Genomic DNA, 25,977 nt, shown 5'->3' on the forward strand with positions numbered 1-25,977 from the left:
CCTCGCCCGGCTCAGGTCCTCAACCCTTTCTGCTGTGGAGACTGCCATGCAACTCGCTTCCTCCTTCCGTTACGGCTCACCGATGCTTCGCGCCGATTCGCCACTGTCGGACGATCAGATCCGCCGCGTTGCCCCGTCCATCTTCGCGGACGGCAAGCACCAAAGCCGCTCGGAGCGCTACACCTACATTCCAACCATCGACGTGCTGCGCGGCCTGCGCAACGAAGGTTTCCAGCCGTTCATGGTCTGCCAGACCCGTGTACGCGATAAGGGCAAGCGCGAATACACGAAACACATGCTCCGGCTTCGTCACGCCGACCAGCTCAACGGCGATGAAGCCAATGAAATCGTGCTGCTGAACTCGCACGACGGCACGAGCAGCTATCAGATGCTCGCGGGTATGCTGCGCTTTGTCTGCCAGAACGGCATAGTCGCAGGCGACAACGTGACTGATATCCGCGTGCCGCACAAAGGCAACATCGTTCAGAACGTCATCAATGGCGCGTTCGACGTGCTCAACGGTTTCGACCTGATCCGCGAGCAGAAGGACGGCATGCGCGACGTCACGCTCGACCGCGACGAACGGCATGCGTTCGCCCGCTCCGCGCTCGCGTTGCGCTACGACCCGACCGACGCCGAGACCCCCGCCCCGATCACAGAAAACCAGTTACTCGCCCCGCGCCGCTTCGAGGATCGTCGCGATGACCTCTGGACGGTCTTCAACCGCGTGCAGGAAAACCTCACGAAGGGTGGCCTGCATGGACGCACGCGCACGGGCCGCTCGATGTCAACGCGACCCATCACCGGCATCGACCAGAACGTGAAGCTCAACCGCGCCCTCTGGATGCTCGCTGATGCGATGCGCCAGATGAAAGCATAAGCACAGCAGGGGCGGCAACCCGCCGCCCCACTTCACGTCTTTCCATCAGGACTCCTATCCGGGTCAATTCCTGATGGATTTCGGAAGCGCCCTGACCCGGAACTTCCCTTCCCATTTTCTGGAGTCAATCATGCAAGCCCATGAAGTTCAAACCACTTCCTCGGTAAACGGCACCGAAACCGTGCCCGTACTCGAAACCTGCTTCGGTAACGAGCAGCCGGTCGTGACCGTTCCGTATTCCAGCCTGAGCCCCTCACCGCTCAATGCCCGCACGGCACCGCTCACGGGTATTCCGGCCCTCGCGGTCAACATCCGCGCAAAGGGCCTGCTGCAGAACCTCGTCGTCCACGAGATCAAGGGGACGCGCGGCAAACAGCGCAAATACGGTGTCTGCGCGGGCCAGCGCCGCGAGGCCGCGCTCGACCTGCTTTTCGAACAGAGACACATCGCCGCTGACTATCCGGTTCCCGTGCGGATCGTCAGCGAAGGCGAAGCCCTCGCCATTTCGCTGATCGAGAACAGCGAACGCGAAGGGCTCGACCCGTTCGACGTGCTGCGATCGTACCGGTTGCTCGCCGAGGAAGGCCGCAGCATCGATTACATCGCCGCGCTGTTTTCTGCCACGCCGATCACGGTCAAACGACGCATGAAGCTCGCCAACGTATCAGGCAGGCTGCTCGCGCTGCTGCGTGAGGACGCGATCACGCTCGACCAGCTTGCCGCGCTCGCCCTTGCAGACGATCACGAGACGCAGGAACACATCTGGTTCGATGCAAACGAGTGGCAACGCCAACCCAATTATCTGCGACAGGCCATCACGCGCGCCGAGATCGACGCGAGCCGCAGCCGTCTCGTGCGTTTCATCGGCCTGACCGTCTATGAAGCAGCAGGTGGATACGTGCGTCGCGACCTGTTCACTGACGATCAGAACGCGGGCTATATTGCCGACGCCGAACTGCTTCAGCGCCTCGTCGCGCAGAAGCTCGACGCAGCGGCGGAAGAAGTCCGTGCCGAGGGATGGGGCTGGACCGAAACCCGCGTCGAACGCGACTTTCTTGAACTGAACCGTCACGGCAGGCTGCGCCCGGTCCAGCGCCCCTACACGGAGGACGAGCAGAGTGAAATGGATTCGCTCACTGCGCAGCAGGACGGAGTGGCCGAAAAGCTCGAAGCACTGTCGGACGATGATGAAAACGCCTACGAGGAAGCCGACCGGCTCAATGAGGAAATCGAACGCGTCAACGCCGCGCTCCTCGCACTCGAAAGCCGCGCGGAGGTGTGGGACGCGCAGCAGATGGCCGAAGCGGGTGCGTTCGTGATCGTCGGCCCGCAGGGTGAACTGCTCATCGAGCGTGGCCTGGTGCGGCGCGAGAACAGTGCAGCGCTCGACGCGGCAGGCGCGACTGTCACCGGCACGACGGAAGCCGAAGCCGCGGACACATCTGGCTCGCCGGCACCGAAGATCAGGCCCGTTCATAGCGCGAAACTCTGCCAGCGGCTCACCGCGCACCGCACCGCGGCCATCCGTGCGGAACTGGTCGAGCAGCCTTCCGTCGCCCTCGCGGCACTCCTGCGGCAACTGATCCCGCCGACCCTGCCAGAGCAATACGGCCACACGTCCGCGCGGGACTGTCTGGCGCTTTCCGGCGAAAACAACCATGACAGGCTGCTGCGGGCAGCGGACGACCTGGCTGCCAGTCCCGCGTGGTGCGCCATCGAGACGCAGCGTGCCCGCTGGATCGCGGAACTACCTGCGAAATGCGCCGACCTGCTGCCGTGGCTCGTCCGGCAGGACCCCGGCACGACGCTGCTCGATCTGCTCGCGTTCTGCACGGGCGCGCTGCTCGACGGCATCGCGGGCGAGGAAAAGCCGCATGCGATCAATGCGCTCGCGAGCGCCCTGAACCTCGACATGACCCGATACTGGACGCCAACCCGCGCCGCGTATTTCGATCATGTCAGCAAGGCGCGCATCGCGGAAGTCGTGTCCGCCGCCGTGTCCCCGAAGGTTGCCGCCGATCTCTGCAGGATGAAGAAGGCCGACGCCGCTGCTGCCGCCGAACTGCGGCTCTCAAAGGCCGCATGGCTCCCGGAAATCCTCACCGATCGGGAAATCCCGGCCTCGCACTCATGGGATATCCACGACGATGAAGACGACGACTATGCCCACCCCGGGGACGGCGCAGGCGAGACACCGGACAGCAAGGACGCCGACGCCGAACCGGATGCAGACAACGACGACGAGCACGTCAACAATACGTCTGGCGATGCAGACGCGTCTCCCCTCACCCGCAGTAAGGTGCCTCCATGGCCTTTCCCGACCGCTGCCAGCGTGAGCATCGCGCACGCTGACCGGCACGAGTCGTAAGCCCGCTTCGTTGCCCAGGTAACCGGGCAAGGCAGACGGCGGCCGTTTCACGGCCTGCCGTCTGCCTGCCGGAACTGCACCGTGCGACAGTCCGCAACCACCAGATGAGATCCTCTCCACCAGTCAACCAATCCGCCTGAAAGTAGCAGGCAGAGGACGGCACCGCCCACCAGCAACAACCGACGCATCGAGCGCGCAAAACGCCTTTCCGTACGTGTAGCCATCGTCTCCACGCGCGCCGTCGCTACCTCAACAGCTTGCCCGAACGCGCTCACAACGCTGTCCAGTCGCTCGCGTTGCTCACGGGCCGACACCGCTGCGACACCAATCAACCGGTTGCCAGCTTTTCGCGCTACCTGATTTGACATGCGCTCAGCCAGGGCCATCATTCCGGTCTCATTGAGTTGCGCGAGTGCTGCCCGGTACCGCGCCTCATGCTCCTGTATCAGGTTTTCCGCCAGTTGGATCGTTGCCTTGCATCGCTCCAGCGCATCCCGATGCTGCTGCATCAGCGCATCGGTTGCGCCACCAACTTCGCGGCGTGCGGCTTCGAAGCTCCCCTCGCTCGCCCACCGGATACGCTCCGGCATGGCTTCGAAAAGGCGCGCATAGTATTCGAGTGCAGCGATAATTGACCACAGCGCGTCGTTGTCATGCAGGTTCAGCGCGCTCGACACCCGATGCATGCGCGCAAGACTGGCCACGTCCGGAACATCGCCGCACACTTCGCGAAACAGGCGGATAAGCGGATCGACCGACTGCGACCGGCTATTGCTCACGTGTCGCCCCGTCGGCCCTGATCACCTTCGAGAACATGGCATTGCAAAGCGCCCGCCAACGCAGCAGTTCCGCCCGCTCTCCTATGTGCATCATTTCTGCTGCCTTGCGGATGGAAATGCGTTGACTGCGCAGTTCGTCCGCAACCCGATCCGCCAGATCAGGAAAGTCGAGCGAGCGCCCTTTCGTCTCGATGGCTTTGCGAAGCTGTGACTCCTGATACAGCGTGAATTTGTCCGGCGCACCGAAGTAGCCGTTGCGAACGACGTGCGTCAAGGTATCCGGAAACGTCTGTCCGAAAATATGCAGCAACTCCAGGCTATCGCGCTGCCGGTTGATCACCCATAGCACCACAAGCTGCCGATCCAGTTCATCCAGCGTACGGGCCAGCGTCCCGCCGTATCGGGCAACCCCTGTCTGATTGCGTGCTGCGGTGTTAACGATCACTGCTGCGTCCCGGTGTGTATCGCAGAAGTTGACGAATCCGATCCAGCCATCTGCGTCGTCGAGATCATAGGCGGCGCACCTGATTTCGTCCCTGAGCGCTTTCATGACATCAGGATTCGATGTATCGGTTTCCAGCAGTACCGCGTGAATACCCTGTCGCTGCAGGTAGTCAGCCAGGGCGAGCGTCACCATGCTTTTTCCAACACCGCCCTTGCTGCCGCCGACGAGATAAATCGGGTGAGTCGTATCCATGACCACTCTCCTACAGGTTTTCGATATCAGGCCTGAGTTCAAACGAGAACGTGTCCTGAATCTCCATTGATCCCGGCTGGTCTACGTCCCTTCCCCTTTGTTGTCGTTTGATGTCATGTACGTCGTTCACGCGCGCGCCCTTTCGCTTTACAGCCTTCTTAGGAGGGGACGACTGGTCGGCCTCCCGCGCTCCCTGCGGATTGGCCGTTCTGGAAGCCGCGTCGGAACATGCTGGACGATACAGCGCATATTTGGCTGCGCCAATACTCACATCCAGCCCCTTACGCACAGCCTCCTGAACAATTTCCTCGAGCGTATAGCCTTTTGCCTGGGTGGCAGTGATATGTGCCCGAATCTCTTTCATCGCATCGCTGACCGTGACGCGTTGTTCATTCCGTGGTTTCTCCGGTAATGCCTCAAGGGCATGGACAAACTCATCCCACTGCGCCCGTGTGTAGCTTTTTGCAACCGGCACGATTCGCTCCCATGCGTCGCCATCGAGACCATCATGCGAATCGTGAAACGGCTCGTCAATACCCCTTCCGACGATAGAACTACACGATCGGAATCAGTCGGAACACGCAGGAAACCGATGGAACAAAGAAATATTTTTGATGCCGTTCTCGAATCGACAGCCTTCAATAGGGTACATCGCAGACTTTGGTGTATGAGGTATCAAACTGCTGCGCGGCGGCGCGCGAGCACACCCGCTTCACCCTCGAACGTGAATCGCGTAGTGAGCAATCCCGCAAACGCAGCACCTGCAAGACTCAAGCGACCATACCGGCAGACTTGATCGGGTAGCCCTACGGACTGCTCACGCCCAGATCACAAACCGGCAACGTGAGCTAGCCGACATATGGCGATAGCCCGTCAGACTGAAGCGACACGATAGCGCGACCTGCAGTATTGCCCTGTGTAAATTCACCCGGATGACCTCGCGAACTGCGGGCTCAGAGCCATCAGACTGCCACTGCCAATCCCTCGACATCGCGAGATGTAATCATCCGAATCGACTGGACACGCTAACAGACTGTCGGCACAGAACCAACGGAATCGCACGGGTGACCTCTCAGACTCAGCAGATCAACCTCGCGGAAAATGCCAAATTCCACGGCCGAAATACAACATTCGAAAAGTGATGGCAGGATAGGCTACCGCCGGTTCTGGGCGCCGTGTGCAACTTACTTCTGCTAGATGAACATTGTCGCGGCCTCAATAACCTTCCGCTTGCGTTGGTTCGCAGTAGCACGGTGACGAGCCCTGCCTGATCTGTACGGGCGGTCAATATCCCCGCTCAAACCCGCCTCAGATATGCCTATGATGAATGGAGTTGATGCAACGGTGGATCCAGTCGACAAGGCCAACGCCTGAGCTTTGAATTTCTTCAACAGGTTGCATAAGCGCGTGCCCCTTGCGTTCGCGGGCCACTAGCGTGGCCGCGAGCACATGCGCTACGTCTGTATGTTGTTTCAGCAGGCTGGTGACCGCGTGCCGGGGAAGCTCGTAGGCAATAACATATGTCCGCGCAGCGAACGATACTCCCGACGCAACGCCAGCAACGGGTCCACTTTCTCCAAAGTACTCTCTTGGACCGAAGCGCACGACATCATCGCGCGGGTCGCCATCTGCCGAGAATGACGCGCCGACGGTCCCGTACGCGACGATGGTGATCGCCTGCGACAATTCGCCGGCGGCAAGTACAATCTGGCCGGGCGCGAACTCACGCCGAACCAGCGTCGACGCCAACTGCATACGTTGTTCTCGCGAGAGCATGCCAAACACTCCGATTGCTTCGACAAGACGGTACACGAGTGTCGGCTCCAAGCCATTGTTCGCACGCTCCACGGGGTCGGTCAGCGCCGAGAATGACTCCAGATGGCGGTGAGCGGCATCGTAGAATTTGTTGAGTAGCTCGGTCGAAGACCGCTGACCAGTGGGGAAGAACGTAATTTCGTAGCTGGTCGTCTTACGGCCGATAGCTGTCGTGGCGATTACCGGCTTCGGATGAGCCGCTATTCCAACACAAGTCTCGATCGCAAGTTCCAACGCATGGGAAACATCAGAGGGGCGGATCTCGGTCGGAGCCTCGAACTTTGCGACCGCGGCGTGAGGACCTGCGGGAACGCTCAGATTGATAATTCTGGACTTCGCAATGATGCTGTTCGGCACAACGATCAGATCCCGGTTGGCCTTTGCGATGTGGGTTGCGCGCCAGGTGATTTCGACAACCTCGCCTTGGGTTGAGTCGTCCAACATCACGGAGTCTCCAACGCGGTATGGCGAGGTCGCATTGATCAGCAAACCTGAGAACAGATCTGAAAGCGTGCTTTGTAGCGCCAGTCCTAGCACAATGGCAAGAGCGCCTGAAGTCGCAAGTACCCCCTTCACGGGAATATCGAGAACGTCGGTAATGATGGCAAGCGCTGAACCCAAATAGAGGAGCGTCGCGATGACGTCCAGCAAGAACCGGTTCTGGCGCAAACGAGAACCAACGGCATAATAAGTTCGAACAACGGACATGATGGTTGCTGCGGCGAGCAACCACCAGGAGATCTCCAGAACACCGCGCAAGAATTGCATTTCCGGATAGGCCATGCGGTGTGCCGTTTGTGTCGGAACGATGCCGTAACCGAGCAATGCGGCGGTCAACGCCGCAAACGCGACGCACTTGCTGGCGACATAGAGCACGGGCCGACGTCGACCTGCCGTCCACAGCAACAACAATGCGTTAATGGCGGCAGCCGCACACGGTAAAAGTAGTTGGGTGAGAAATTCTTGCATCTAGAAGGTGTTTTTTCCGAGCCTTTCTAACGAAGGAACGCGCCACTTTGCCATTGGCGAAGTGAATGGTAGAACGAATGATTTGGATCACTGCGCGTGAGTACCAAATACCAAAGCGAGCTTTGACACTGTTGGCGTTGAAGAAAATCGCCTCTGCTGCTCGACGCAACCCAACGGCCGCACCATACCGTCCTGAGCCCAACCGGGTAAAGCCCCAAGTAGACAATTCACTGTTACCTCCGGCATAACAAGCGGAACCATGCCATTTAATTGGGGGTGCCGGAGTAGACACCATCGTGTCGACGTCACTTGCTCGGAGTAGATTAGTCTGCCGAACAAATTGACGCATTCTGGCAAAAAGGGTTGCGATGGCTTTCTTCTTCGACCCTGATACTTGAGGGGTGACACTTCAGAGTCGATCAACAATGTATTTTCGATCGCGTGGCTTATAGAGTGCAATGGATTCTTGCAATGACGGACATAAACGCGTTCAAAATCCGTGTAACAATCGCGCCCTCTATGCAAGGATAGATATGAATAAGCTTCAGGCCATGCGCGTATTTGTCCGTGTCGTCGAAGTCGGCAGCTTTACCGGCGCTGTGCGGCAGTTCAACACGACAACGGGGTATGCATCGCGCGCGATTTCCAATCTCGAAGCCCATCTGCGAGTGCGCCTGCTCAATCGCACGACACGGCGCATCGCGCCAACCGAGGCCGGGGTGCGTTACCTGCAACGCTGCAAGCAAATTCTGGCATATGTCGACCAGGCAGAAGCCGAGGCGAGCGGTGCTGAGGTTCACCTGACAGGCAAGCTGAGAGTTCATGCGATAAACAGCTTCGGGCAGCACTACCTCGTGCCGATTGTGCATCGCTACCAACAGCGTCATCCGGACGTGCACATCGATCTGACACTCGCACAACGTGCCCCGGATCTGCTGGGTGAAGGCTACGACGTTGCACTCGCACTCATGCAGAGTCTTCCCGACTCGAACTTGGTTTGGCAACGATTGGGGAGCGAATTCAGCATTGCTTGCGCATCGCCGGGATACCTGAAACGCAACGGCGTGCCGAAGGCACCCTCCGATCTCAAACGACATACGTGCCTGCAAACGGTGACGCCAGTGTCTCCAGCTGATCAATGGCTTTTCGACGGGCCGAACGGCCGAGAGACGTTCTCACATGGGGCCGCAAGCTTTCGTGTCAATGTGACTGAGACCGCGGCGATAGCGGCGAGTGAGGGGATGGGTATCGGCCTGATTCCGGTTCACTCGGCGATCAATGATCTGCGCAGCGGGAAGTTGGTGTGGATCATGCCTGAGTACACATCTCAGACATTGAATCTGTACGCGTTGTATCCCTCGCACCAGTATCTCGATGCGAAGGTCCGCGCTTGGGTCGAGTTGTTACGCGACGAACTACCGGCTACGCTCGCGGCCGATCAGCTTGAACTGCCCCGGTATGCGCGAACCGCGCCGTCTACCGACCTGCTACTACCATCGTGGGTGCCGGAGGGTGTCATAGCGGGTGTACCACGAGAGCCGTCGTCAAACTGTTGACGTTACGCCTGAAGACACGCTGTCTGCGAGGAAACTGGTTTAGCCTAAATTTTGTGGCCCACGCGGGCGACAGCGCTGCAGAACTAACGAGTTGGTGATGAGTGTCCGACGCTGATATGCCATCGGCGACTCCGCTGGAATCGGTAGCAGTCCCACCACGTGGATTTACGCTAGCTTGCGCGACCTGAATATTGCTTGGGGTTACCTCTTGGCTCGCTTGCACAAAGGATGAGACAGCCGGAATTTCAACAGCAGCTGCGATGAACAGTGATTGAACGAATTTGTGTGCTTACCTCTAGAGTTTGCTTCCACGCCAACACACCTTTCCGTTTCCGTGACTGCAGTCTGGGCCTTGGGTTGCCTTAAAGTAAGCGCTCGCAGAAAAATAGAACGTGTCGAAATATGTACTGCCCACTACTCGGCTGGACATCGCGGTGCGCAAGCGTTGGCGCTGCCTAGCCCAGCGGTTCACCGCCCTTCCGCGCTCCGGCTAGCGGCTAGTTCCCGTTTGAATTAAGCAATCACTACGCGCACTTGTACCCTCTGCTCTTTTTTGGGATACATTTATCGAAGAATCACTGATTGGTTCGTTATCACCAGCCAGGCGGAGGTTGTTTTGAACGACAACTTGAACGCAAAAATTGCCGCGCATGACGCTGTGGCCCCCTCTTCCCCAGTGTTGTATCAAGGGACAATCGATAGCTTGCATGCCACGGCAGTCAGATATCGATATGAAGATAAGAACTTTGGCTATATGCCGGTCCCGGAGCGGGAGGATTCCTATTTCCTCGGCGTGAAGTTGCGTTCGATGAGTTCAGTCCGCATGTGGTACGGCGAGCGCCTGGCGAGCGCCGCACCGATGCCAGTGAATGCTATTTGCTTCACGCACTTCGATAATCAACCACATGCCGAGTTGTACGACCCATTTGATTGCATGGTTTTCAGGATTCCGGCGGCGGCCTTGGGCAGAATCGTAGAGGACGCAGGGGCACGTCGGATCGAAGAACTTAGATGCCCTGACCCCGGCGTGCTTGATCCGATATTGGGTCATCTGGCGTCGTGCCTATTGCCTGCATTGGATGATCCGTCTAGTGCCTCCACGCTTTTTGTCGATACGCTTACTCGCGCTCTGAATATCCACGTGCTAAGCCTATACGGCGACTTGGCCGTCCCTGTCGCAAAACCCCGTCAGGCTGGTCTAGCCGCCTGGCAGCAAGGCCGCGCCAAAGATCTTATCCGCGCGAATCTGGCTGGGAATCTCACAGTGGGTGACCTAGCGGCTGAGTGCGGACTGTCGGTCGGTCATTTCGCTTACGCATTCAAACAGAGCGTCGGGCTATCGCCCTACCAGTATCTGATAGAACAACGGTTGGCGCGTGCCAAACAACTAATGCTCGAGACACGACTGTCGCTTTCCGATATCGCATCGATGAGCGGGTTTGCTAATCAGGCCCATTTCAACGGCCGTTTCGTGAAAGCTTTTGGTGTTCCCCCCGGCGCCTGGAGACGTATGCTGGATTCAAGTACTTCCGCGCCCTTTTTAGGGCACGAAGGTTAGCGGAATCTTTGAATATTTTAGCTTCCATATTCACGGCTTTATTGCTCGGAGACACGCATTTTTCCTTCTGCGAGAAGTTGCCGCGTCTGAAACTCAACGTCTAAGTACGACCCCAGCTTCAGAAGCACTGGTTCACGTTACGTCGACATGGCGCGTGACGAGCCTTAACCTCCCAGCCCCCCCGGCTCAGTCAGGATTGGCTATTTCACGACAAGCTCTCAAATAAAAGATGTGCTTGTGCGAAATCCCCTATGTTCTGTTCATTGGACAATCGATCCAACACCCGCTCGATTAAGTCCTTTGCTTCGAATCGCTTGTTCTGTTGACGAAGTATAGAAGCCAGAGATGTCGATGTCCTAAGCTCCCACGCAAGCGTGCCCTGACATCTGGCAATATTGAGCGACTTGTTCAACAGGTCAAGTGTTCTACCCAATCCCGCCACTCCGGTTTCATCGTAGTGCCTCATTGCTGCAGAGCGTAAGTTTTCAGCAGAGCACCAGATCGGATCGTTCGACTGCGCTCGCGTAACCAGCGCGGAAGAAACAAAGCCATTCGGTAAAACGCTAGACTCCTCGATTTGCCTTGGACCCCACGGGCCAGATCTCAGATCGCTCGTCGCCAGCCGACCTGCAGGCGAGACTTTTGATCTCTGTCCCAAGCTTGTGCGAAAAACCTGCACGTACTGATACCAATAATGAAACTCGACGGTGATGCACAGACGTTCGAGTTCGGAAAGTCGCTGATCGACGAGGTCAAAATTTCCTGACCACATGTAGACGGGACATACGGCCTGCGCCAGCGCAAAAATCATAGATATCGTTCGCTGCGATTCAACGGCCTCCTGCAAGCTAGCCTCTGCCATTTCGACAGCTTTTTTAAACCTGCCTTCCAGCCAGTAGATGCGGGCGAGCATTGTAGATTGCACAACCTGGTGGTCGTAATCGTACGATCCTCTTCGAGGACTGATGTGGGGATCTGACTGGCTCGACGCGTACTCCAAATATTTTCGCGCGCGACGAATCTGGCCTTTGAAAAGAAACGTCGTTCCTTTGAGTGTCGGGAACATAAACGGCGAGTCCGTCTGCGTCGTTGCGGAACGACCATACTCTTCCGCGCAAGCAAGGGACTGTTCGTATTCGCTTAAGCCAAGGTGATAGGCCCATAATCCACGAAGCGCAAAAAGTTGCGTTTTCTTGTCATGATTCGTCTTCGCGAGAGCCAATCCTCTCTCAAGAGAGTCGCGGATTTCCGCGCTCGGTCCATGCAAGTGATACAAAGCAGGAGCAACGGCAACCAGAAGTCTCATTTTCAATACACCGTTCGGCCTCGCAGCTTTTTCCAGGTCATTGAGTGCCGTTCTCACCAATGAGACATATTCATTAAGTAGAGAAAGATGAAACCAGATGTGAGATGACGCGACAAGGATCTCCCAACCGAGCCTGTTGTGCTCCAACGTTGAGAAGCACCAGGCCAGAGCAGATCGCAACTCGTCAATTAGCGATCGATTTGTGCATTGGCTTTCGTAACGGACAGCGCCCCAACGCGATTCGAGTTTCTTGACGATCTGAGACACGTAAGTCGCATGTCGAATTCGGACGGCATCAGCGCTCGGAGAAGCGGCCAATTTTTCAAGCGCATAAGATCGAGTCGTACGTAAAAGGCAATACGATGTCTGACCACCCGAGAGGCTCATGCTAATAAGCGACTTCGCAACAAGATCGGCAATTCCGACCGCTACTTCACTGGCGGAGAGGTTTTCGCCCGAAATCACCGCGATAGCGGCCTCGTGTGTGAAACTGATTGTGAATACGCTCAACCGCTGAAGCAAGGTCTGTTCGCCTGCTGACAATAACTCATAGCTCCAGTCTAACGACGCTTTAAGTGTTCGCTGCCGCGGAACGGCCCCCCGTCGCCCACGTGTCAAGACAGAAAAAGAGCTTTCCAACTGTGCGATCAGACCATGCAAACCAAAACCATCAATTCTTGCTGCAGCAAGTTCGATCGTAAAGGGGATTCCATCCAGCTTGTTGCATATCCAGGATAGTGCCGACCCATCAGCATCCGTAAACTGAAAACTATCAAGCGTAGCTTGCGCCCGCTCCACAAATAACCTGGTTGCCGGAAATGCGAGAGCATCCTCAATACTTATCTGCATTTCGTCCAGTGGGGGGCACTGGAGTGGCGCCAATCGGTGGACCCACTCGCCGCGTGCGCGCAGAGGCTCGCGGCTTGTGGCAAGTATTCTGATTTTGGGTGCACCTTCGAGCAACGTCTCAGTGAGGACAGAAACATCGTCGATCAAATGCTCACAGTTGTCTATGATTATCAGAAGCTCTTTTTCGCACAGAAAGGCCATAAAGTCGTTCAACTGTGGCGCGTTCTCTTGACTAGCGCCTATTGCATTAGCCAGTGCACAAAGAATCTCGCTCGGTTGTTTGAGCAATCCCAGATCCAGAAAGCACGTCCCGCCACGAAATCCTCCCGCTATCTGCTTCCCAATTGCAATCGCCAAGCTTGTCTTTCCGATTCCCCCTGACCCAACAATTGTGACGAGACGGCGGCTTGCAATCTCCTCGCCGATCGTCTTTACCGCCTCGTCGCGTCCAAACAGAACGTTGAGTGAAGCCGGCAACTCTGGAGGACTTTCCGACTGTCCATTAGCGGATAGAAGCCGAATGTCGTCGGCAGAGAATTGATAGCCTCGGCCGGGAACATTGTAGATGTATTCGGCGTTCCGGCTTCCTTCTCGAAGCGCCTTACGAAGGGCGGACATCTGAACACGAAGATTGTTGTCCTCAACTACCGTTTCTGGCCACACATTCGAAACCAGTTCGTCATGCTTGACGATATCTCCGGCTCGTTCGACCAGAAGGGTAAGGATTTTGATTGCTCTGTGACCTAGATGAACTTGCCTTTCGCCGTCAAACAATTGACCTGGCTCTGGATAGAAGCGGAACGGTCCAAATGCGATTGTGCGGTTGTGCATGACGAACTCCACCCAAGCGCGCTGTCAACGCGAACTGACGACCGAGGAGACAAGGTCACTTCGGTCGTGAAAGACCGACGGCGCAGCCTCAAAGTTTGGGTTTCACCATCGAAGACATCGGAATCGGCCGCGGTGTCAGGCGCTGCTCGATCCAATCGGTTCTTGTTCTGGATGGCAAGCCGCCCAAACATCTTCGAGCTCGCAAAAAACTGCGCCCCCTGAGGGCCCCTCGTCGTGTCACAGTGCACAAGCACATCAGGGACAACCACAGGGCAATTTCACCGCAAACTAGAAATCAACGTTTCTCTAAACGACCGGTTTTTTGTCAGAATCCGAGGTTATGTGGTGGGTGATGCTGTTTTTGAGTGTGAGATCCCCGGCATGCCAGGCGTGCCACTCCGCAGCCCTAATACGTTCAGATTTTTAGACTCTCGCTCGCCGCGACCAGCACGACACTACTGAGAAATGGGCGCCGCCGCCAGCGGTCGAGCGGTCCGCAAAAACATAGGCTTTGGATCGGGCAAAGACTTTGGCCCTCTCTGTGAGTCCCTGCAGGACAAGCGCCGGAAGGCACAGGCGAGGGCTACTACCGAATCATTTTGCATGCGATACGTCTGACGAATGTCGGGCAATGCCCTTCCCGCTTTTGCAGAAATTTGGCTCAAGCAGTGCCAGGACTTTAAGAACCGTCGGCGGCCCCTAGGCGAATACCACACTCGGAATTGGCGTGCGACGCGTTTTTGTAAAGGGCAGGACGTCCACCGGGAAGGCAGAGTGGACGCCTCATACGCTCATCGTCGATGACTAGATCCATTGCGATCGTTGGTCCAGCGAAACACCATGCTAGTTGGTCGCGCCGTATCGAAATTTTAGCGTCATGGTGACGGAGTCCGTCGTGCACGCTCCTCAGAAGGAGGCAATTATTATGCGCAAACTCTCAGTGCCAAAGAACGGCGGTAGCCACTCCAATAAACAGGCACCACTTGACGATGTAGTAGACGATACGATTCCAGGACTTCAGACGCTTCCCAACTAGCCGGATTGCGTATAAGTATCGAAATGCATGGTTCAGACCACCAGTGTGGTCACCAACTTCGTTCGGCGACGCTGCCGCGCGCATAAGCAGACCACCGGCCATTCGACTTATCGTCTTTGCCCATCGGTATTTCATGGGACGTTCTATGTCACAGAATAGAATTATGCGGTCATATCCCGTTCGGTTTGCTGCGTGGTGGAGATACGTCTCGTCGAAAACTGTATCCTCACCGTCGCGCCACGAATAGCTAATACCGTCGACGACTATGGCGCATCTGTCATCGTTTGGCGTAACAAGTCCGAGATGATAGCGTAGCGATCCGGCGAACGGGTCGCGATGGGGATTGAGTGTTCCACCTGATGGAAGCATCGCGAACATCGCGGCTCTTACCATCGGAACCTGTTCTAGGAGCTCGATAGTCCGAGGACATAGCTCCATTGCGGATGAATGCGGAGTGCCGTACCACTTCAGGTAGAACCGCTTCCAGCCCGTGCGGAAGAAAGAATTAAAGCCGATATCGTTGTACTGGTCTGCCGCCCTAATCCTGCTGGCGTCACTCAAAGCCAGCGCTTCTTCGCGAAGCGTTCGCCAGTGCTCCCGTAGCACCGCGAGTTCCGGGAAATACTGCGTCGAAACGAATGGCGTGTTGGGTACAGACGAGAAAAGATAAACGAATAGATTCAGTGGTGCAATAAACGTAGAGTGATCGCCAAGTTGTCTAAAAAAACTCCCATGGCGAGCTTTCCCACGGCGATGCGTGTAAACCGCGCACAACAGGAACAAAGCTAGGACAGTCCATCGCATTAGAAAACGAGTCCTTTTTCGTTTCGCATGTCAAGGATTACGCATTTCCCAAAATTTCCGTATGGTCTCTTCCTAGCTGCGTAGACAAGTCAGACTACGGCGGCCTCTCAACGAAACTTCGAAGGTTCAGCCGGGTTTCACTTGCCCCCCGGAAACAGACCAACGGCTAGCCACCGTGGGGCTAAAGCCACTATCAAGGCACTCGATGACTGGGACTTCTAACGAGCACTTGACGTACGTAAAAAAATAGAGCCGCCATGAGGCGGCTCAAGGCCATGCCAGCGACGCACGGAGGTGACAGAGCCAACAGCACACACAACGACCGCCTAGTCAACATATATGCGATGAGAATCAACGCCGACTACAGCGGCACGAATCGATCATACACGGTGAAAAATCACAACCTTACTGGCCCGCACCTAATCCACGATAAGCTTGGCGTCCAGTGTGATCTTCGCGTTCAAGACTTTCGAAACAGGACATCCAGCCTTCGCGTCGGCCGCCGCCTTGTCGAAAGCGGTCTTATCGCCGCCCGGAATCTTCACAGTCACATCAAGATCGACAGTGGTTATCGCAAAACCACCGTCTACCTTGTCTAACGTCACTGTTGCCGTTGTTGCGATAGTGTCGGGAGTGATGCCTACCTTCCCCAGTTCGGCTGACAAAGCCATCGAAAAACAACCTGCGTGCGCCGCTGCGATGAGCTCTTCCGGATTCGTGCCGATTCCGTTTTCAAATCGAGTACTGAACGAGTACTGCGCCTTATCGAGGACTCCGCTCTCCGAAGAAATCGTCCCCTTTCCTTGCGGCACGCCTCCTTGCCACACAGCAGATCCCTTTCGCTTCATCTTCATCTCCAGTTGCCCCGAATGAACGATATTTCCCGGCTGGTGCGGGAGCGGAATAACCGATTTACGAAAACGTCACCCGCCACTCAATAATCGCAAGACATTTTTCACAAAATAATGTCAGTATTGGCGTAAAGAATCGAGTAAAACGTTGCTAAATGACGCTAATTTCCAGGAAGCCCCGTAACAAAATTACGTGCGCTGTTGATGAGGACCAACGTAAGCTGACGAACGAGCTAGGCAAGATTGTCAGACGAGGCACACGGACGACGATAGACGCGTTGCCACAACTATCGGCATGGAAACCCGCGAGCCAACGACCTGGCGAGTCCGATCACGCAGTCGACTGCGTTAAAAATAGCTAATTTGCGTTGCGTTTATTCGCGATAGGCTTCCCGGCAGTAGACATTAGTCCAGTCATCTTGGGGGTTTAAAGACGAACAGACTCCTTAAAAACAACTTAACTAAATTTAGCAAGCTTTTACTCACCTCAAGTTCGCCTCAAGCATAAGAATTGGTCAATACGGCGTGGGTCATACGCAATCCGGATCAGTTATCTCTGCAATAACCGGACAAATCCGAGTCCCTCACGCAGAGCACCGGAAATATCGAGAAATCGTCAGATCGAATACTTACCGAACAGGAAAGCAGGATGGCAGCCCTTCACGCTAGCCGCGATCCGTGGACTCATGTAGTGAGGCTCCTCGAAGTCGGTAGCGACGAGAAAGCAGGCCTAGAGAGATTTCGTCGGGTCAAAGAATCCGACCCTCAAGCAATTGATTCGTCTGCAACGACTAAAGTGAGTGTCACAGGGCGCACCACAGAACGTACTGTCACCGTCATGTGGTGCAACCCGACCATTGGCTACTATGGAGCTCAGACGTGGTGCCTGAGGTTTGCCCAGGAACAGGGGATCTGCCAAATGAGTGGCGAAGAAATCCGTCCGGGCGATTCGGTCTTCAGACCTAGATGTGGCTCTCCGCCGCCGATCAATGCCAAGGCTATGATCCTCGCGCGCAACGTACACGTTCCGCCAATCGAAGATATGCCCGTCAAGGCGCGCGCGGCGGCGCGCTCACAAATGACTCGGCGACGGCGGGAAGCAAAACCGGCCCGTCAAGCGCGAAAGTAGTTACACACGTACGTTGAACCGATTCATACCAGACGTTGCTTTGGCAAGTATGGCTATCTAGCGATAGCCTTGACTTAGAGAGGCAAAACGAAAACGTATGCTCATAACGGTCGTTCGGACTGACGCCATGCAAGTCAACAGGGCAACTCACCACATCTGAATGTGGTTCATTTTGAGGCTGGAAGGCAGGCGAAACGAGCGATGCCTGGTTGGAGTGGCAGGACCAGCCCCATGCCCCAATAATCGCCTCCGTTACAAGCCGCCCCTCCACATCGAGGACTATGAAGAAGGACAGAGCTAGCTGATGCGGACATTTCTCAGAACTGTGCTTCTATGCATACTCATCGCAGGCTCCCAAGGTTCTCAAGCAAGCGAATTTGGCATCCAGCTTGGCGGTGGCGTTGCAGATCACGATGTGAAGAAAGGTGACCTGGGCTTGGATTGGGATCCAGGTGTCTCGTGGTGGAATATCGCCGGATACTACTTTACGGTCGTGGGCGAGGCGCACGCTGCTTATTGGAACATTGACGAGTCTGGACGGGCCCGGTCAAGCATCTGGGAATTTGGCGTCACTCCTGTTGTCAGGTTTATTAGAAGCTCCGGATGGTTCCGACCATACGTCGAGGTGGGAGTTGGTGTACGACTCCTCTCTCATGTTCGCGAAACAGACGACCGCACGTTCTCTTCATCATTCCAGTTCGCTGACCTCGTCGGCGTTGGCTTTCAGTTCGGTGAACGCCAAAACTACCAGGTCGCGTTTCGATTCCAGCACCTATCGAATGCAGGCATCAAGCATCCAAACCCAGGCATCAATTTCAGCGAGATCTACTTCCAATATAATTTTTGACTATCCACAGAAGTCGGAGATGCGATTTCTCATTGGGCGTGTCGCCGGCGTCAGGTGCAATGCGACAATGGACCGCATTGATCGTGGAGTAGAACATTGCCACGCACATCACAAGGATCAGGGTGTATTTTCGGTGCGTCCGGTAAGCCTAACTGACCGGCTCTAGACTCAAGGGTTCCTCCAAAAGAGCCGTGCCCTCTGATTCTCGCACTCTGTTAGCGAGAGATAACAGATATGCAACCGTCGGACTAGAACCGTCGCTGACCTCCGGTTGACATCGAGCAGTTGAACGCGGCGTGTTGAGTTCTGACGACGTCGCTTATCTGCCACGGTCCATGGTCACAGCATATCGAGAGGGGTGTCATTAAAAAAGTAGATTTCGTCTCACTCAGATGAGGGATTTAAAAACACGGCATTAGCGACTATTAGCAAGCTTTTACTGTTACGGATCGAGACGACGGACCAAACTAGAAGAGGATCTGCGGTGTTAACCTCGAACGGTTCTTCCCGGTCGACGTTTTTCATGGATTGCTGTCGGCTAAGGTCGGATCTCCGCAAGAAGTGGTTCGCCAGATCTCCTCGGCACCAGACAGCAACTTCGGGAGCCACTATGGTCTTCTTCAGGCGTTTCAACCACTCTTGGACACGAGCGTCGGCGTATCTTCGCGCGATTTCTGGATTGATTTGCGAAACCCGACAGCCGTTGTTCTTCTCGACTCTACGATCTACGGTATGGGTTCCCAGACCGATCTCGCGGCAAGTGCGTCCGGCCCCCCATCAGATCCCCGCAATGTCTCAACGATCTATGCGTCATCGCAATGGTACCCGGTACATCCGGACACGCCGTACTCCTTGGCGAAAGGCGATGCGAGGCCCTAAGGTCCCATCGAACTGACAAATCGACGTCGGTAGTTGTATATAAAAATATCCCTGGAGCTTGTATCGATGGAACTCGAAGCGGCTAGCTACCTCCACTCAAATGGCGAGGTAGCGATGACTGACTTCGCATCAATCACGCTCAGCACTTGCCCCTGCAGCATCAGAGTCGAAAATGCTGCAGATATTGGAGATGCCTTGAGGAAGTCCTTTGCTCGCCCACGATTCGCATTAGTAGACGTCGAGGCTTCTTAGCATGAGGCTGCATGTCGTCCAAGGTACAGTTGGCTCACGCGAAGGCATTTAGCCTCTCCTCTACATGCTTCGAGCGATCGTTGATGGACGACTTGATGAAATTGTCAAACTTGCGCGAACGAATTTTCGTTGAATCAGTACGTTCAGGACTCTTCTCCTGATTGGGTGTTCTGACAGATTCTTGGCGTGCAATTTCGCGGTCTCCGTGTGAGACGGCATTTCATAGAAGTCATTTCATTTCTGAAGAGGTTTTGTCTGGAAATCGCGTACGGCTGGATTCGGTCTTAAAAACTACTTTATCGACAACGAACGGTTGAGCACGACCGGTTAGCGCGCAGTACTCAGGTGACTCGATAAATGTCCGATTTCCCTCTTACCTCCCGCCGCGGCTTCTTACGCACGGCTGTTGCGCTGGTTCCAGCCGGGACTCTCGCCGGTTGTGAAGTCAAGCAAACCGCCACGACTGCTCAAGGCGCGAGCGGCGCCGCCTCCGCGGGCCAACCCTCCGGCGTCGACTACAAGCCGCATTTCTTCGACGCGAAGGAATGGGCGTTTATCCACGCAGCGGTCGATCGCCTGATTCCGTCGGACAGCGAAGGCCCGGGAGCGGTCGAAGCCGGCGTGCCCGAGTTCATCGACCGGCAGATGGATACGCCGTACGCGCACGGCGCGCTCTGGTACATGCAAGGTCCGTTCACGCAAGGCGCGCCGGAACTCGGCTATCAGTTGAAGCTCGTGCCGCGCGATCTGTACCGGCTTGGCATCGCCTCGGTCAACGCCTACTGCACGAAGACCTACTCGAAGCCGTTCGACGCCCTCGACGCCCCCACGCGCGACACCGTGCTCACCGCGCTCGAGAAAGGCTCGATCGAACTCGCGGACGTGCCGGCCGGCGTCTTCTTCGGCCAGTTGCTGCAAAACACCCGCGAAGGCTACTTCTGCGACCCGATCCACGGCGGCAATCGCGACATGGGCGGCTGGAAGATGATCGGCTTCCCCGGCGCGCGAGCCGATTTCATGGACTTCGTCAACCAGAACGGCGAGGCCTATCCGTATGGCCCCGTGTCGATTGAAGGAAAGCGCAGCTAATGACCACACAAATCAAACCGCACGTCGACGCGGTCGTCATCGGCTTCGGCTGGACCGGTGCGATCCTCGCGAAGGAACTCACCGAAGCCGGCCTCAAAGTGGTCGCGCTCGAACGCGGCGAGTATCGCGACACCTATCCGGACGGCGCGTATCCGAACACGATCGACGAGCTGACCTACAACGTCCGCAAGAAGCTGTTCCTCGATCTCTCCAAGACCACCGTATCGATCCGTCATAACGTCGGCGAAACGGCACTGCCTTATCGGCAGCTTGCTGCGTTTCTGCCGGGCGAAGGCGTCGGCGGCGCCGGCTTGCACTGGTCGGGCGTGCATTTCCGCATCACGCCGGAAGAGCTGCGTCTGAAGAGCCACTATGAAGAGCGCTACGGCAAGCGCTTCATTCCTGACGGCATGACGATTCAGGATTACGGCGTCAGCTACGACGAACTCGAACCGCATTTCGACTTCGCCGAGAAAGTGTTCGGCACCTCGGGCCAGGCGTATAAGGTCAACGGCAAGGTGGTCGGCGACGGTAACGTGTTCGACGCGCCGCGCAGCGACAACTTTCCGCTCCCCGCGCAGTTGAACACCTACTCGGCCGAACGCTTCGGCAAGGCCGCGCGCGAACTCGGACTGCACCCGTACCGCCTGCCTTCGGCGAATACCTCGGGTCCGTACACGAACCCGTACGGCGTGCAGATGGGCCCGTGCAACTTCTGCGGATTCTGCAGCGGCTACGCGTGCTACATGTACTCGAAGGCGTCGCCGAATCTGAACATCCTGCCTGCGCTGAAGCAGTCGCCGAATTTCGAACTGCGCTCGCGTTGCCACGTGCTGCGCGTCGAACTTGACGACACGAAAAAACGCGCCAAGGGCGTGACGTACGTCGATCCGGCGGGCAACGAAGTGTTTCAGCCTGCGGATCTCGTGATCGTCGCGGCGTTCCAGTATCACAACGTCCACCTGCTTCTGCTCTCGGGCATCGGCAAGCCGTATGACCCGGTCTCGGGCGAAGGCGTGGTCGGCCGCAATTTCGCGTATCAGAACCTCTCGACGATCACCGCGTTCTTCGACAAGGACACCTTCACCAATCCGTTCATCGGCGCGGGCGGCAACGGCGTCGCCGTCGACGACTTCAATGCCGACAACTTCGATCACGGTCCGCTCGGCTTTGTCGGCGGCTCGCCGTTGTGGGTGAATCAGGCCGGCACCAAACCGATCAGCGGCATCGCGACGCCGGCCGGCACGCCCAACTGGGGCGTGGACTGGAAGAAGTCGGTGAAGGACCACTATGCGCATACGATTTCGATGGATGCGCACGGCTCCAACATGTCGTACCGCGACGTGTTCCTCGATCTCGATCCGACCTATCGCGACTCATACGGCCAGCCGCTGTTGCGCATGACCTTCGACTGGAAGGACAACGACATCAAGATGGCGCAATACGTGACCGGGCAGATGCACAAGATCGCGCAACAGATGGGGCCGAAGTCCATCGGCGTCTATACGCGCGAATTCGGCGCGCACTTCGATTCGCGCCGCTATCAGACGACTCACCTCGTCGGTGGCGCGATCATGGGTACCGATCCGAAGACGAGCGTGTTGAACCGCTACCTGCAAAGCTGGGACGTGCATAACGTGTTCGTGATGGGCGCGTCGGCGTTCCCGCAAGGCATCGGCTACAACCCGACTGGCCTCGTCGCGGCGCTCGCCTACTGGTCGGCGCGCGCGATCCGCGAGCAGTATCTGAAGAACCCAGGCCCGCTGGTGAGCGTATGAAGAAAAACATCGATGTGAAACGCCTGGGTCAGGCATTCAGACGCGTGCGCGCAGCGTCGTTCTGCGTGGCGGCTACGTTGGCCATTCCGCTCGCCGCGCAAGCCGCAACGCCTCCAACTCAATCCGACGCGGCGTTGATCGCGCACGGCGAATACCTCGCGCGTGCGGGTGATTGCATCGCGTGTCATACCGCACAATCGGGCAAACCCTTCGCGGGCGGCCTGAAGTTCGACACGCCGATCGGCGCGATCTACTCGACCAACATCACGCCCGATCGCAACACCGGTATCGGCTCATGGACCTTCGCGCAGTTCGATCGCGCGGTCCGTGCTGGCGTGCGGCCGAATGGCGACACGCTGTATCCGGCGATGCCGTACCCGTCGTATGCACGTTTGAGCGATGACGACATGCATGCGCTGTATGCGTACTTCACGCAAGGTGTCGCGCCGGTGAACCAGACGAACCGTGCGGTCGATATCGTCTGGCCGCTGTCGATGCGCTGGCCGCTCGGCATCTGGCGTTATCTGTTCGCGCCAGATCCCATGGCGTTCAATTCGAAGCACTATGCCGACCCGGTGGTCGCACGCGGTGCATACCTCGTGCAGGGCCTCGGCCACTGCGGCGCCTGCCACACGCCGCGTGCAGTGACGATGCAGGAACGCGCGTTGAGCGATCTCGACGGCTCGGAGTTTCTCGCGGGCGGCGCAGCGATCGACGGCTGGGTCCCGTCGAGCCTGCGCGCTAATCCACGCACCGGCATCGGCTCGTGGAGCGAAGCCGATATCGTGCAATTCCTGAAGACCGGACGCACGCAGCACAGCGCGGCATTCGGCGGCATGACCGACGTCGTGCAGCACAGCATGCAGCACATGAACGACGCCGATCTGACCGCGATCGCACGCTACCTGAAGACGCTGCCGTCGACCGATCCAAAGGAAACGCCGTACGTGTACGACGATACGGCGGGTCGCGCCCTGCGCACCGGCGACGCCAGCGCACCCGGCGCTGCGGTATACCGCGACAACTGCACGGCCTGCCACCGCAGCGACGGCCGCGGCTACACGCGCGTTTTCCCGGCACTGGGCGGTAATCCGGTTGTGCAGGGCAAGGACGCGACCTCGCTGATTCATGTGCTGCTGACCGGCAACACGCTCGAAGGCACGAAGACCGCGCCCTCCTCGTTCACGATGCCGGCCTTCGGCTGGCGCCTGAACGATCAGGAAGTCGCTGACGTGACGAACTTCGTGCGCACTAGCTGGGGCAACACCGGTTCGACGGTCAGCGCGGCGGATGTCGCCAAGGTCCGCAAGACGGTCACGGTGCATGCACCCGAAATGCCACCTAACATCGCGCAAGGTCACTAACGTGGCGAGAGCACTCAACGAGGTTCGTGCGAGCTCACACCTCAGGCCTACGGGTCGATCACGGGAAATCAAGTCACTTTTTTGAAGGTGTGGCCGGCTGACTGTCCCGAAGAAGAAGGTCCGTCTTGACGGGTTATCCGAATTGAAGGTTTACAGGAGGCATGTCAACGATGAAAAAACAGTGGGTAGCTTCGGCCTTGATATTCTCCTTTGCGGGAATCGCATCGGCACAAAGCTCGGTCACGATATACGGCATTGTCGATGCCGGCATCACATATCGGAGCAATGAGCGGACCGGATCGCCCGGGGCATACACCGGACATTCGAATTTTAGCGTCACTAGTGGGAATCAGTCAGGCAGCCGTTGGGGCCTGAAGGGCAAAGAGGATCTCGGCGGCGGCTGGAACGCCCTGTTTCAACTTGAGGATGGTTTCGACGTCACGAATGGCAAGATCCTACAGAATGGCGGTTTGTTCGGGCGCCAAGCATTCGTTGGAATCGGAAGCACGCAGTACGGCACAATCACATTGGGGAGACAGTACACATCGCTGAACGACTTTCTCGCTCCGGTGTCCCCGATCGCTTACATTGGCGGCTTCGGTGCTCATCCCGGCGACATCGACGACCTGGATCAGACCGCGCGTGTCAATAATTCAATCAAATACATGAGCGCGAGTTATTCCGGCTTCACATTTGGCGCGCTGTATGGCTTCGGAGGTCAGCCGGGCAGTCTGAAACAGCAGAACACATGGAGCGTCGGCGCCGGTTACGGCAACGGTCCATTAAATATCAGCGTGGGCTACGAACGCTCGGACAACAGCAAGAGTGGTCCGAAGGACACGACACTCGGCAAGTGGAATGGCTCCGACGATGGTCTGTTTAATTCGTCCATCAACGAAGGGTATGCCAGCGCACAATCTCAGCAAATCGTCGAGGCAGGCGTAACCTACGATTTCGGCTCGGCGCTCGTAGGTTTGAACTACAGCAATGTGCAATATCGATCCGGCGCAGAATCCCTGTTCAACGGTATTGCGACCTTCAATATTGCGGGCGTCTTTGCCCAATGGAAGATTCGACCGAATATCCGGGTGTTTGGCGGATACAGCTATACGCGAGGCGGCGAAGTGGATGGCATCGAAGACCGGGCTCAATACCACAATGTAACGATAGGTGCAATGTACAACCTGACAAAGCGCTCGGTCATTTACGTATTGAGCGGGTATCAACACGCCTCTGGAGGCACGCTCGACGCTTTGGGCAATCCAGTTCCGGCGACTGCGTCCGTGTCGGACAAAGGCAACGGTCACTCGTCAGCGACCCAATCACAAGTCATTGTTAGCTTCGGGATACGACATCAATTTTGACTATCACGGTAACCCCGATGTTTCTGTGCTCAGCGCGTCAAGTCTGATGCCCTTGTCGTTTGTGCGCAGGTCCAATCGGGGGCTCCCCCCCACCGCGCCAATTAACGTGATTCGACGAGTCGCTCCCGCACTAGACGGACTCATGGCTCGAAATCCCAGGCAGGAAGCCTCTTGATGTACATCGCTATTGGAAAGACAAAATGGGATCACCACCCCAGAATCTTTCCTTCGCGCGACATCAATTCCGGATCTCTCGGTAGGCGCCTAAGAATACGTCCGAGAATCTCAAACGATGTCCGCATCGACATCCAACAAGCTGCCAGTGCTGGGGCGCCTTGGTAGTAAAGGTGTTTGCCTCCCAGACGCGCCTCATCGTTCGCATGAAACTCGAGCTAGGTGCACGATCGAAGCGCCGTCCCAGAGTATTGCCAATCGGAACATCCCTAACCACGAGCCGTTGCGGCCACAATCAGTGCTTCGAATTTCTTATCGAGAGCTCGCGCTGCCACTTCAAGCTCCGCATTTTCTCTGATGACTATGAGTGATGACGGTTTGACATAGGTAAGTATGCATCCAGATCCATCGTTTGCCTCCGAGAGTAGCAGTTCGACGGGTGCAAATAGACCTGCCGTGATGTCATGGCGAATCATCGTGATAGCGATCAGGGGGTTTCCAAGTATCCATCTCAGCGAACGCCGCTTGATTCCAAACTTGCTGATCCACCCGCCGTGATCGATTTCGCTGAACAGCATAAACCCACTCTCTCCGACGAAACGTCGCTCAACCTCTGTAGCATACTGCTCTTCTGATATATCTTCCCTCGCTAATGCAACCAGCTCTGGAATGGTTGCATTACCGCAAAGTTTCCTGAGTCGGCTCAGAACTTCGTCAAACGGTACCGGCGTACTGATTTCAACCCGAATACCTTCGAATGTCTGGACTGCTTCCGTCACGTCATCTCTCATTCCGACCTCCT

18 protein-coding genes are annotated in these 25,977 nt (G+C 56.7%); 10 read left to right on the plus strand and 8 right to left on the minus strand.

Annotated elements, in window-relative coordinates; all coding sequences use genetic code 11:
- The first annotated feature begins 46 nt into the window (after positions 1 to 46).
- Both GNZ12_RS04130 and GNZ12_RS04135 read left to right on the plus strand, forming a co-directional pair.
- The gene (locus GNZ12_RS04130; protein WP_172309188.1) at positions 47 to 880 is read left to right on the plus strand and encodes a DUF932 domain-containing protein; all 834 of its coding nucleotides are present in this window, start codon (positions 47 to 49) and stop codon (positions 878 to 880) included.
- A 130-nt stretch (positions 881 to 1,010) separates the two neighbouring features.
- Complete coding sequence (locus tag GNZ12_RS04135) at positions 1,011 to 3,248, plus strand: ParB/RepB/Spo0J family partition protein (RefSeq protein ID WP_172309143.1); 2,238 nt, start codon at positions 1,011 to 1,013, stop codon at positions 3,246 to 3,248.
- A gap of 47 nt (positions 3,249 to 3,295) precedes the next feature.
- Here GNZ12_RS04135 and GNZ12_RS04140 read toward each other — a convergent pair whose 3' ends face one another.
- The 4 genes from GNZ12_RS04140 to GNZ12_RS04155 all read right to left on the minus strand — a co-directional run bounded on the left by GNZ12_RS04140 (position 3,296) and on the right by GNZ12_RS04155 (position 7,508).
- Complete coding sequence (locus GNZ12_RS04140) at positions 3,296 to 3,934, minus strand: hypothetical protein (RefSeq protein ID WP_235993593.1); 639 nt, start codon at positions 3,932 to 3,934, stop codon at positions 3,296 to 3,298.
- An 82-nt stretch (positions 3,935 to 4,016) separates the two neighbouring features.
- Positions 4,017 to 4,724, minus strand: coding sequence for a nucleotide-binding protein (locus tag GNZ12_RS04145; RefSeq protein WP_172309189.1), 708 nt, complete (start codon positions 4,722 to 4,724; stop codon positions 4,017 to 4,019).
- A 10-nt stretch (positions 4,725 to 4,734) separates the two neighbouring features.
- Complete coding sequence (locus GNZ12_RS04150; protein ID WP_172309145.1) at positions 4,735 to 5,199, minus strand: hypothetical protein; 465 nt, start codon at positions 5,197 to 5,199, stop codon at positions 4,735 to 4,737.
- Between the two features lie 833 nt (positions 5,200 to 6,032).
- Positions 6,033 to 7,508 (minus strand): mechanosensitive ion channel family protein, encoded by a 1,476-nt coding sequence (locus tag GNZ12_RS04155; protein ID WP_172309146.1) that lies wholly within the window; start codon positions 7,506 to 7,508, stop codon positions 6,033 to 6,035.
- A gap of 533 nt (positions 7,509 to 8,041) precedes the next feature.
- Here GNZ12_RS04155 and GNZ12_RS04160 point away from each other — a divergent pair.
- Positions 8,042 to 9,064, plus strand: a complete 1,023-nt coding sequence (locus tag GNZ12_RS04160) for a LysR family transcriptional regulator (protein WP_172309147.1) — start codon at positions 8,042 to 8,044, stop codon at positions 9,062 to 9,064.
- A gap of 616 nt (positions 9,065 to 9,680) precedes the next feature.
- Positions 9,681 to 10,622, plus strand: coding sequence for a helix-turn-helix domain-containing protein (locus GNZ12_RS04165; protein ID WP_172309148.1), 942 nt, complete (start codon positions 9,681 to 9,683; stop codon positions 10,620 to 10,622).
- 205 nt (positions 10,623 to 10,827) lie between these two features.
- On the opposite strand, the gene GNZ12_RS04170 is transcribed toward GNZ12_RS04165, so the two are convergent.
- From GNZ12_RS04170 to GNZ12_RS04180, 3 genes are all read right to left on the minus strand, one after another.
- The gene (locus GNZ12_RS04170) at positions 10,828 to 13,608 is read right to left on the minus strand and encodes an ATP-binding protein (protein WP_172309149.1); all 2,781 of its coding nucleotides are present in this window, start codon (positions 13,606 to 13,608) and stop codon (positions 10,828 to 10,830) included.
- 937 nt (positions 13,609 to 14,545) lie between these two features.
- Positions 14,546 to 15,448, minus strand: a complete 903-nt coding sequence (locus GNZ12_RS04175; RefSeq protein ID WP_172309150.1) for an aspartyl/asparaginyl beta-hydroxylase domain-containing protein — start codon at positions 15,446 to 15,448, stop codon at positions 14,546 to 14,548.
- 419 nt (positions 15,449 to 15,867) lie between these two features.
- Complete coding sequence (locus GNZ12_RS04180; protein WP_328805947.1) at positions 15,868 to 16,296, minus strand: OsmC family protein; 429 nt, start codon at positions 16,294 to 16,296, stop codon at positions 15,868 to 15,870.
- 652 nt (positions 16,297 to 16,948) lie between these two features.
- Between GNZ12_RS04180 and GNZ12_RS45480 the strand changes: the two genes are divergently transcribed.
- The 6 genes from GNZ12_RS45480 (at position 16,949) to GNZ12_RS04210 (ending at position 25,001) form a co-directional block, all read left to right on the plus strand.
- Complete coding sequence (locus GNZ12_RS45480; RefSeq protein WP_172309152.1) at positions 16,949 to 17,428, plus strand: DUF3331 domain-containing protein; 480 nt, start codon at positions 16,949 to 16,951, stop codon at positions 17,426 to 17,428.
- A gap of 304 nt (positions 17,429 to 17,732) precedes the next feature.
- The gene (locus tag GNZ12_RS04190; RefSeq protein WP_172309153.1) at positions 17,733 to 18,275 is read left to right on the plus strand and encodes an acyloxyacyl hydrolase; all 543 of its coding nucleotides are present in this window, start codon (positions 17,733 to 17,735) and stop codon (positions 18,273 to 18,275) included.
- A 1,488-nt stretch (positions 18,276 to 19,763) separates the two neighbouring features.
- Entirely contained in the window at positions 19,764 to 20,495 is a 732-nt protein-coding gene (locus tag GNZ12_RS04195; RefSeq protein ID WP_172309154.1) for a gluconate 2-dehydrogenase subunit 3 family protein, read from the plus strand.
- On the plus strand, positions 20,495 to 22,273 hold the full coding sequence (locus tag GNZ12_RS04200; RefSeq protein WP_172309155.1) for a GMC family oxidoreductase: 1,779 nt from the start codon (positions 20,495 to 20,497) through the stop codon (positions 22,271 to 22,273). The genes GNZ12_RS04195 and GNZ12_RS04200 overlap by 1 nt, the downstream gene beginning before the upstream one ends.
- The gene (locus GNZ12_RS04205; protein WP_172309156.1) at positions 22,270 to 23,637 is read left to right on the plus strand and encodes a c-type cytochrome; all 1,368 of its coding nucleotides are present in this window, start codon (positions 22,270 to 22,272) and stop codon (positions 23,635 to 23,637) included. The genes GNZ12_RS04200 and GNZ12_RS04205 overlap by 4 nt, the downstream gene beginning before the upstream one ends.
- A 170-nt stretch (positions 23,638 to 23,807) precedes the next feature.
- Positions 23,808 to 25,001 (plus strand): porin, encoded by a 1,194-nt coding sequence (locus tag GNZ12_RS04210; RefSeq protein WP_172309157.1) that lies wholly within the window; start codon positions 23,808 to 23,810, stop codon positions 24,999 to 25,001.
- 443 nt (positions 25,002 to 25,444) lie between these two features.
- Here GNZ12_RS04210 and GNZ12_RS04215 read toward each other — a convergent pair whose 3' ends face one another.
- A complete protein-coding gene (locus tag GNZ12_RS04215; protein WP_172309158.1) occupies positions 25,445 to 25,966 on the minus strand; it encodes a DUF302 domain-containing protein in 522 nt (173 codons plus the stop codon).
- Positions 25,967 to 25,977 lie beyond the last annotated feature (11 nt).

This window comes from Paraburkholderia solitsugae, from assembly GCF_013177695.1.
Lineage (GTDB): Bacteria > Pseudomonadota > Gammaproteobacteria > Burkholderiales > Burkholderiaceae > Paraburkholderia > Paraburkholderia solitsugae.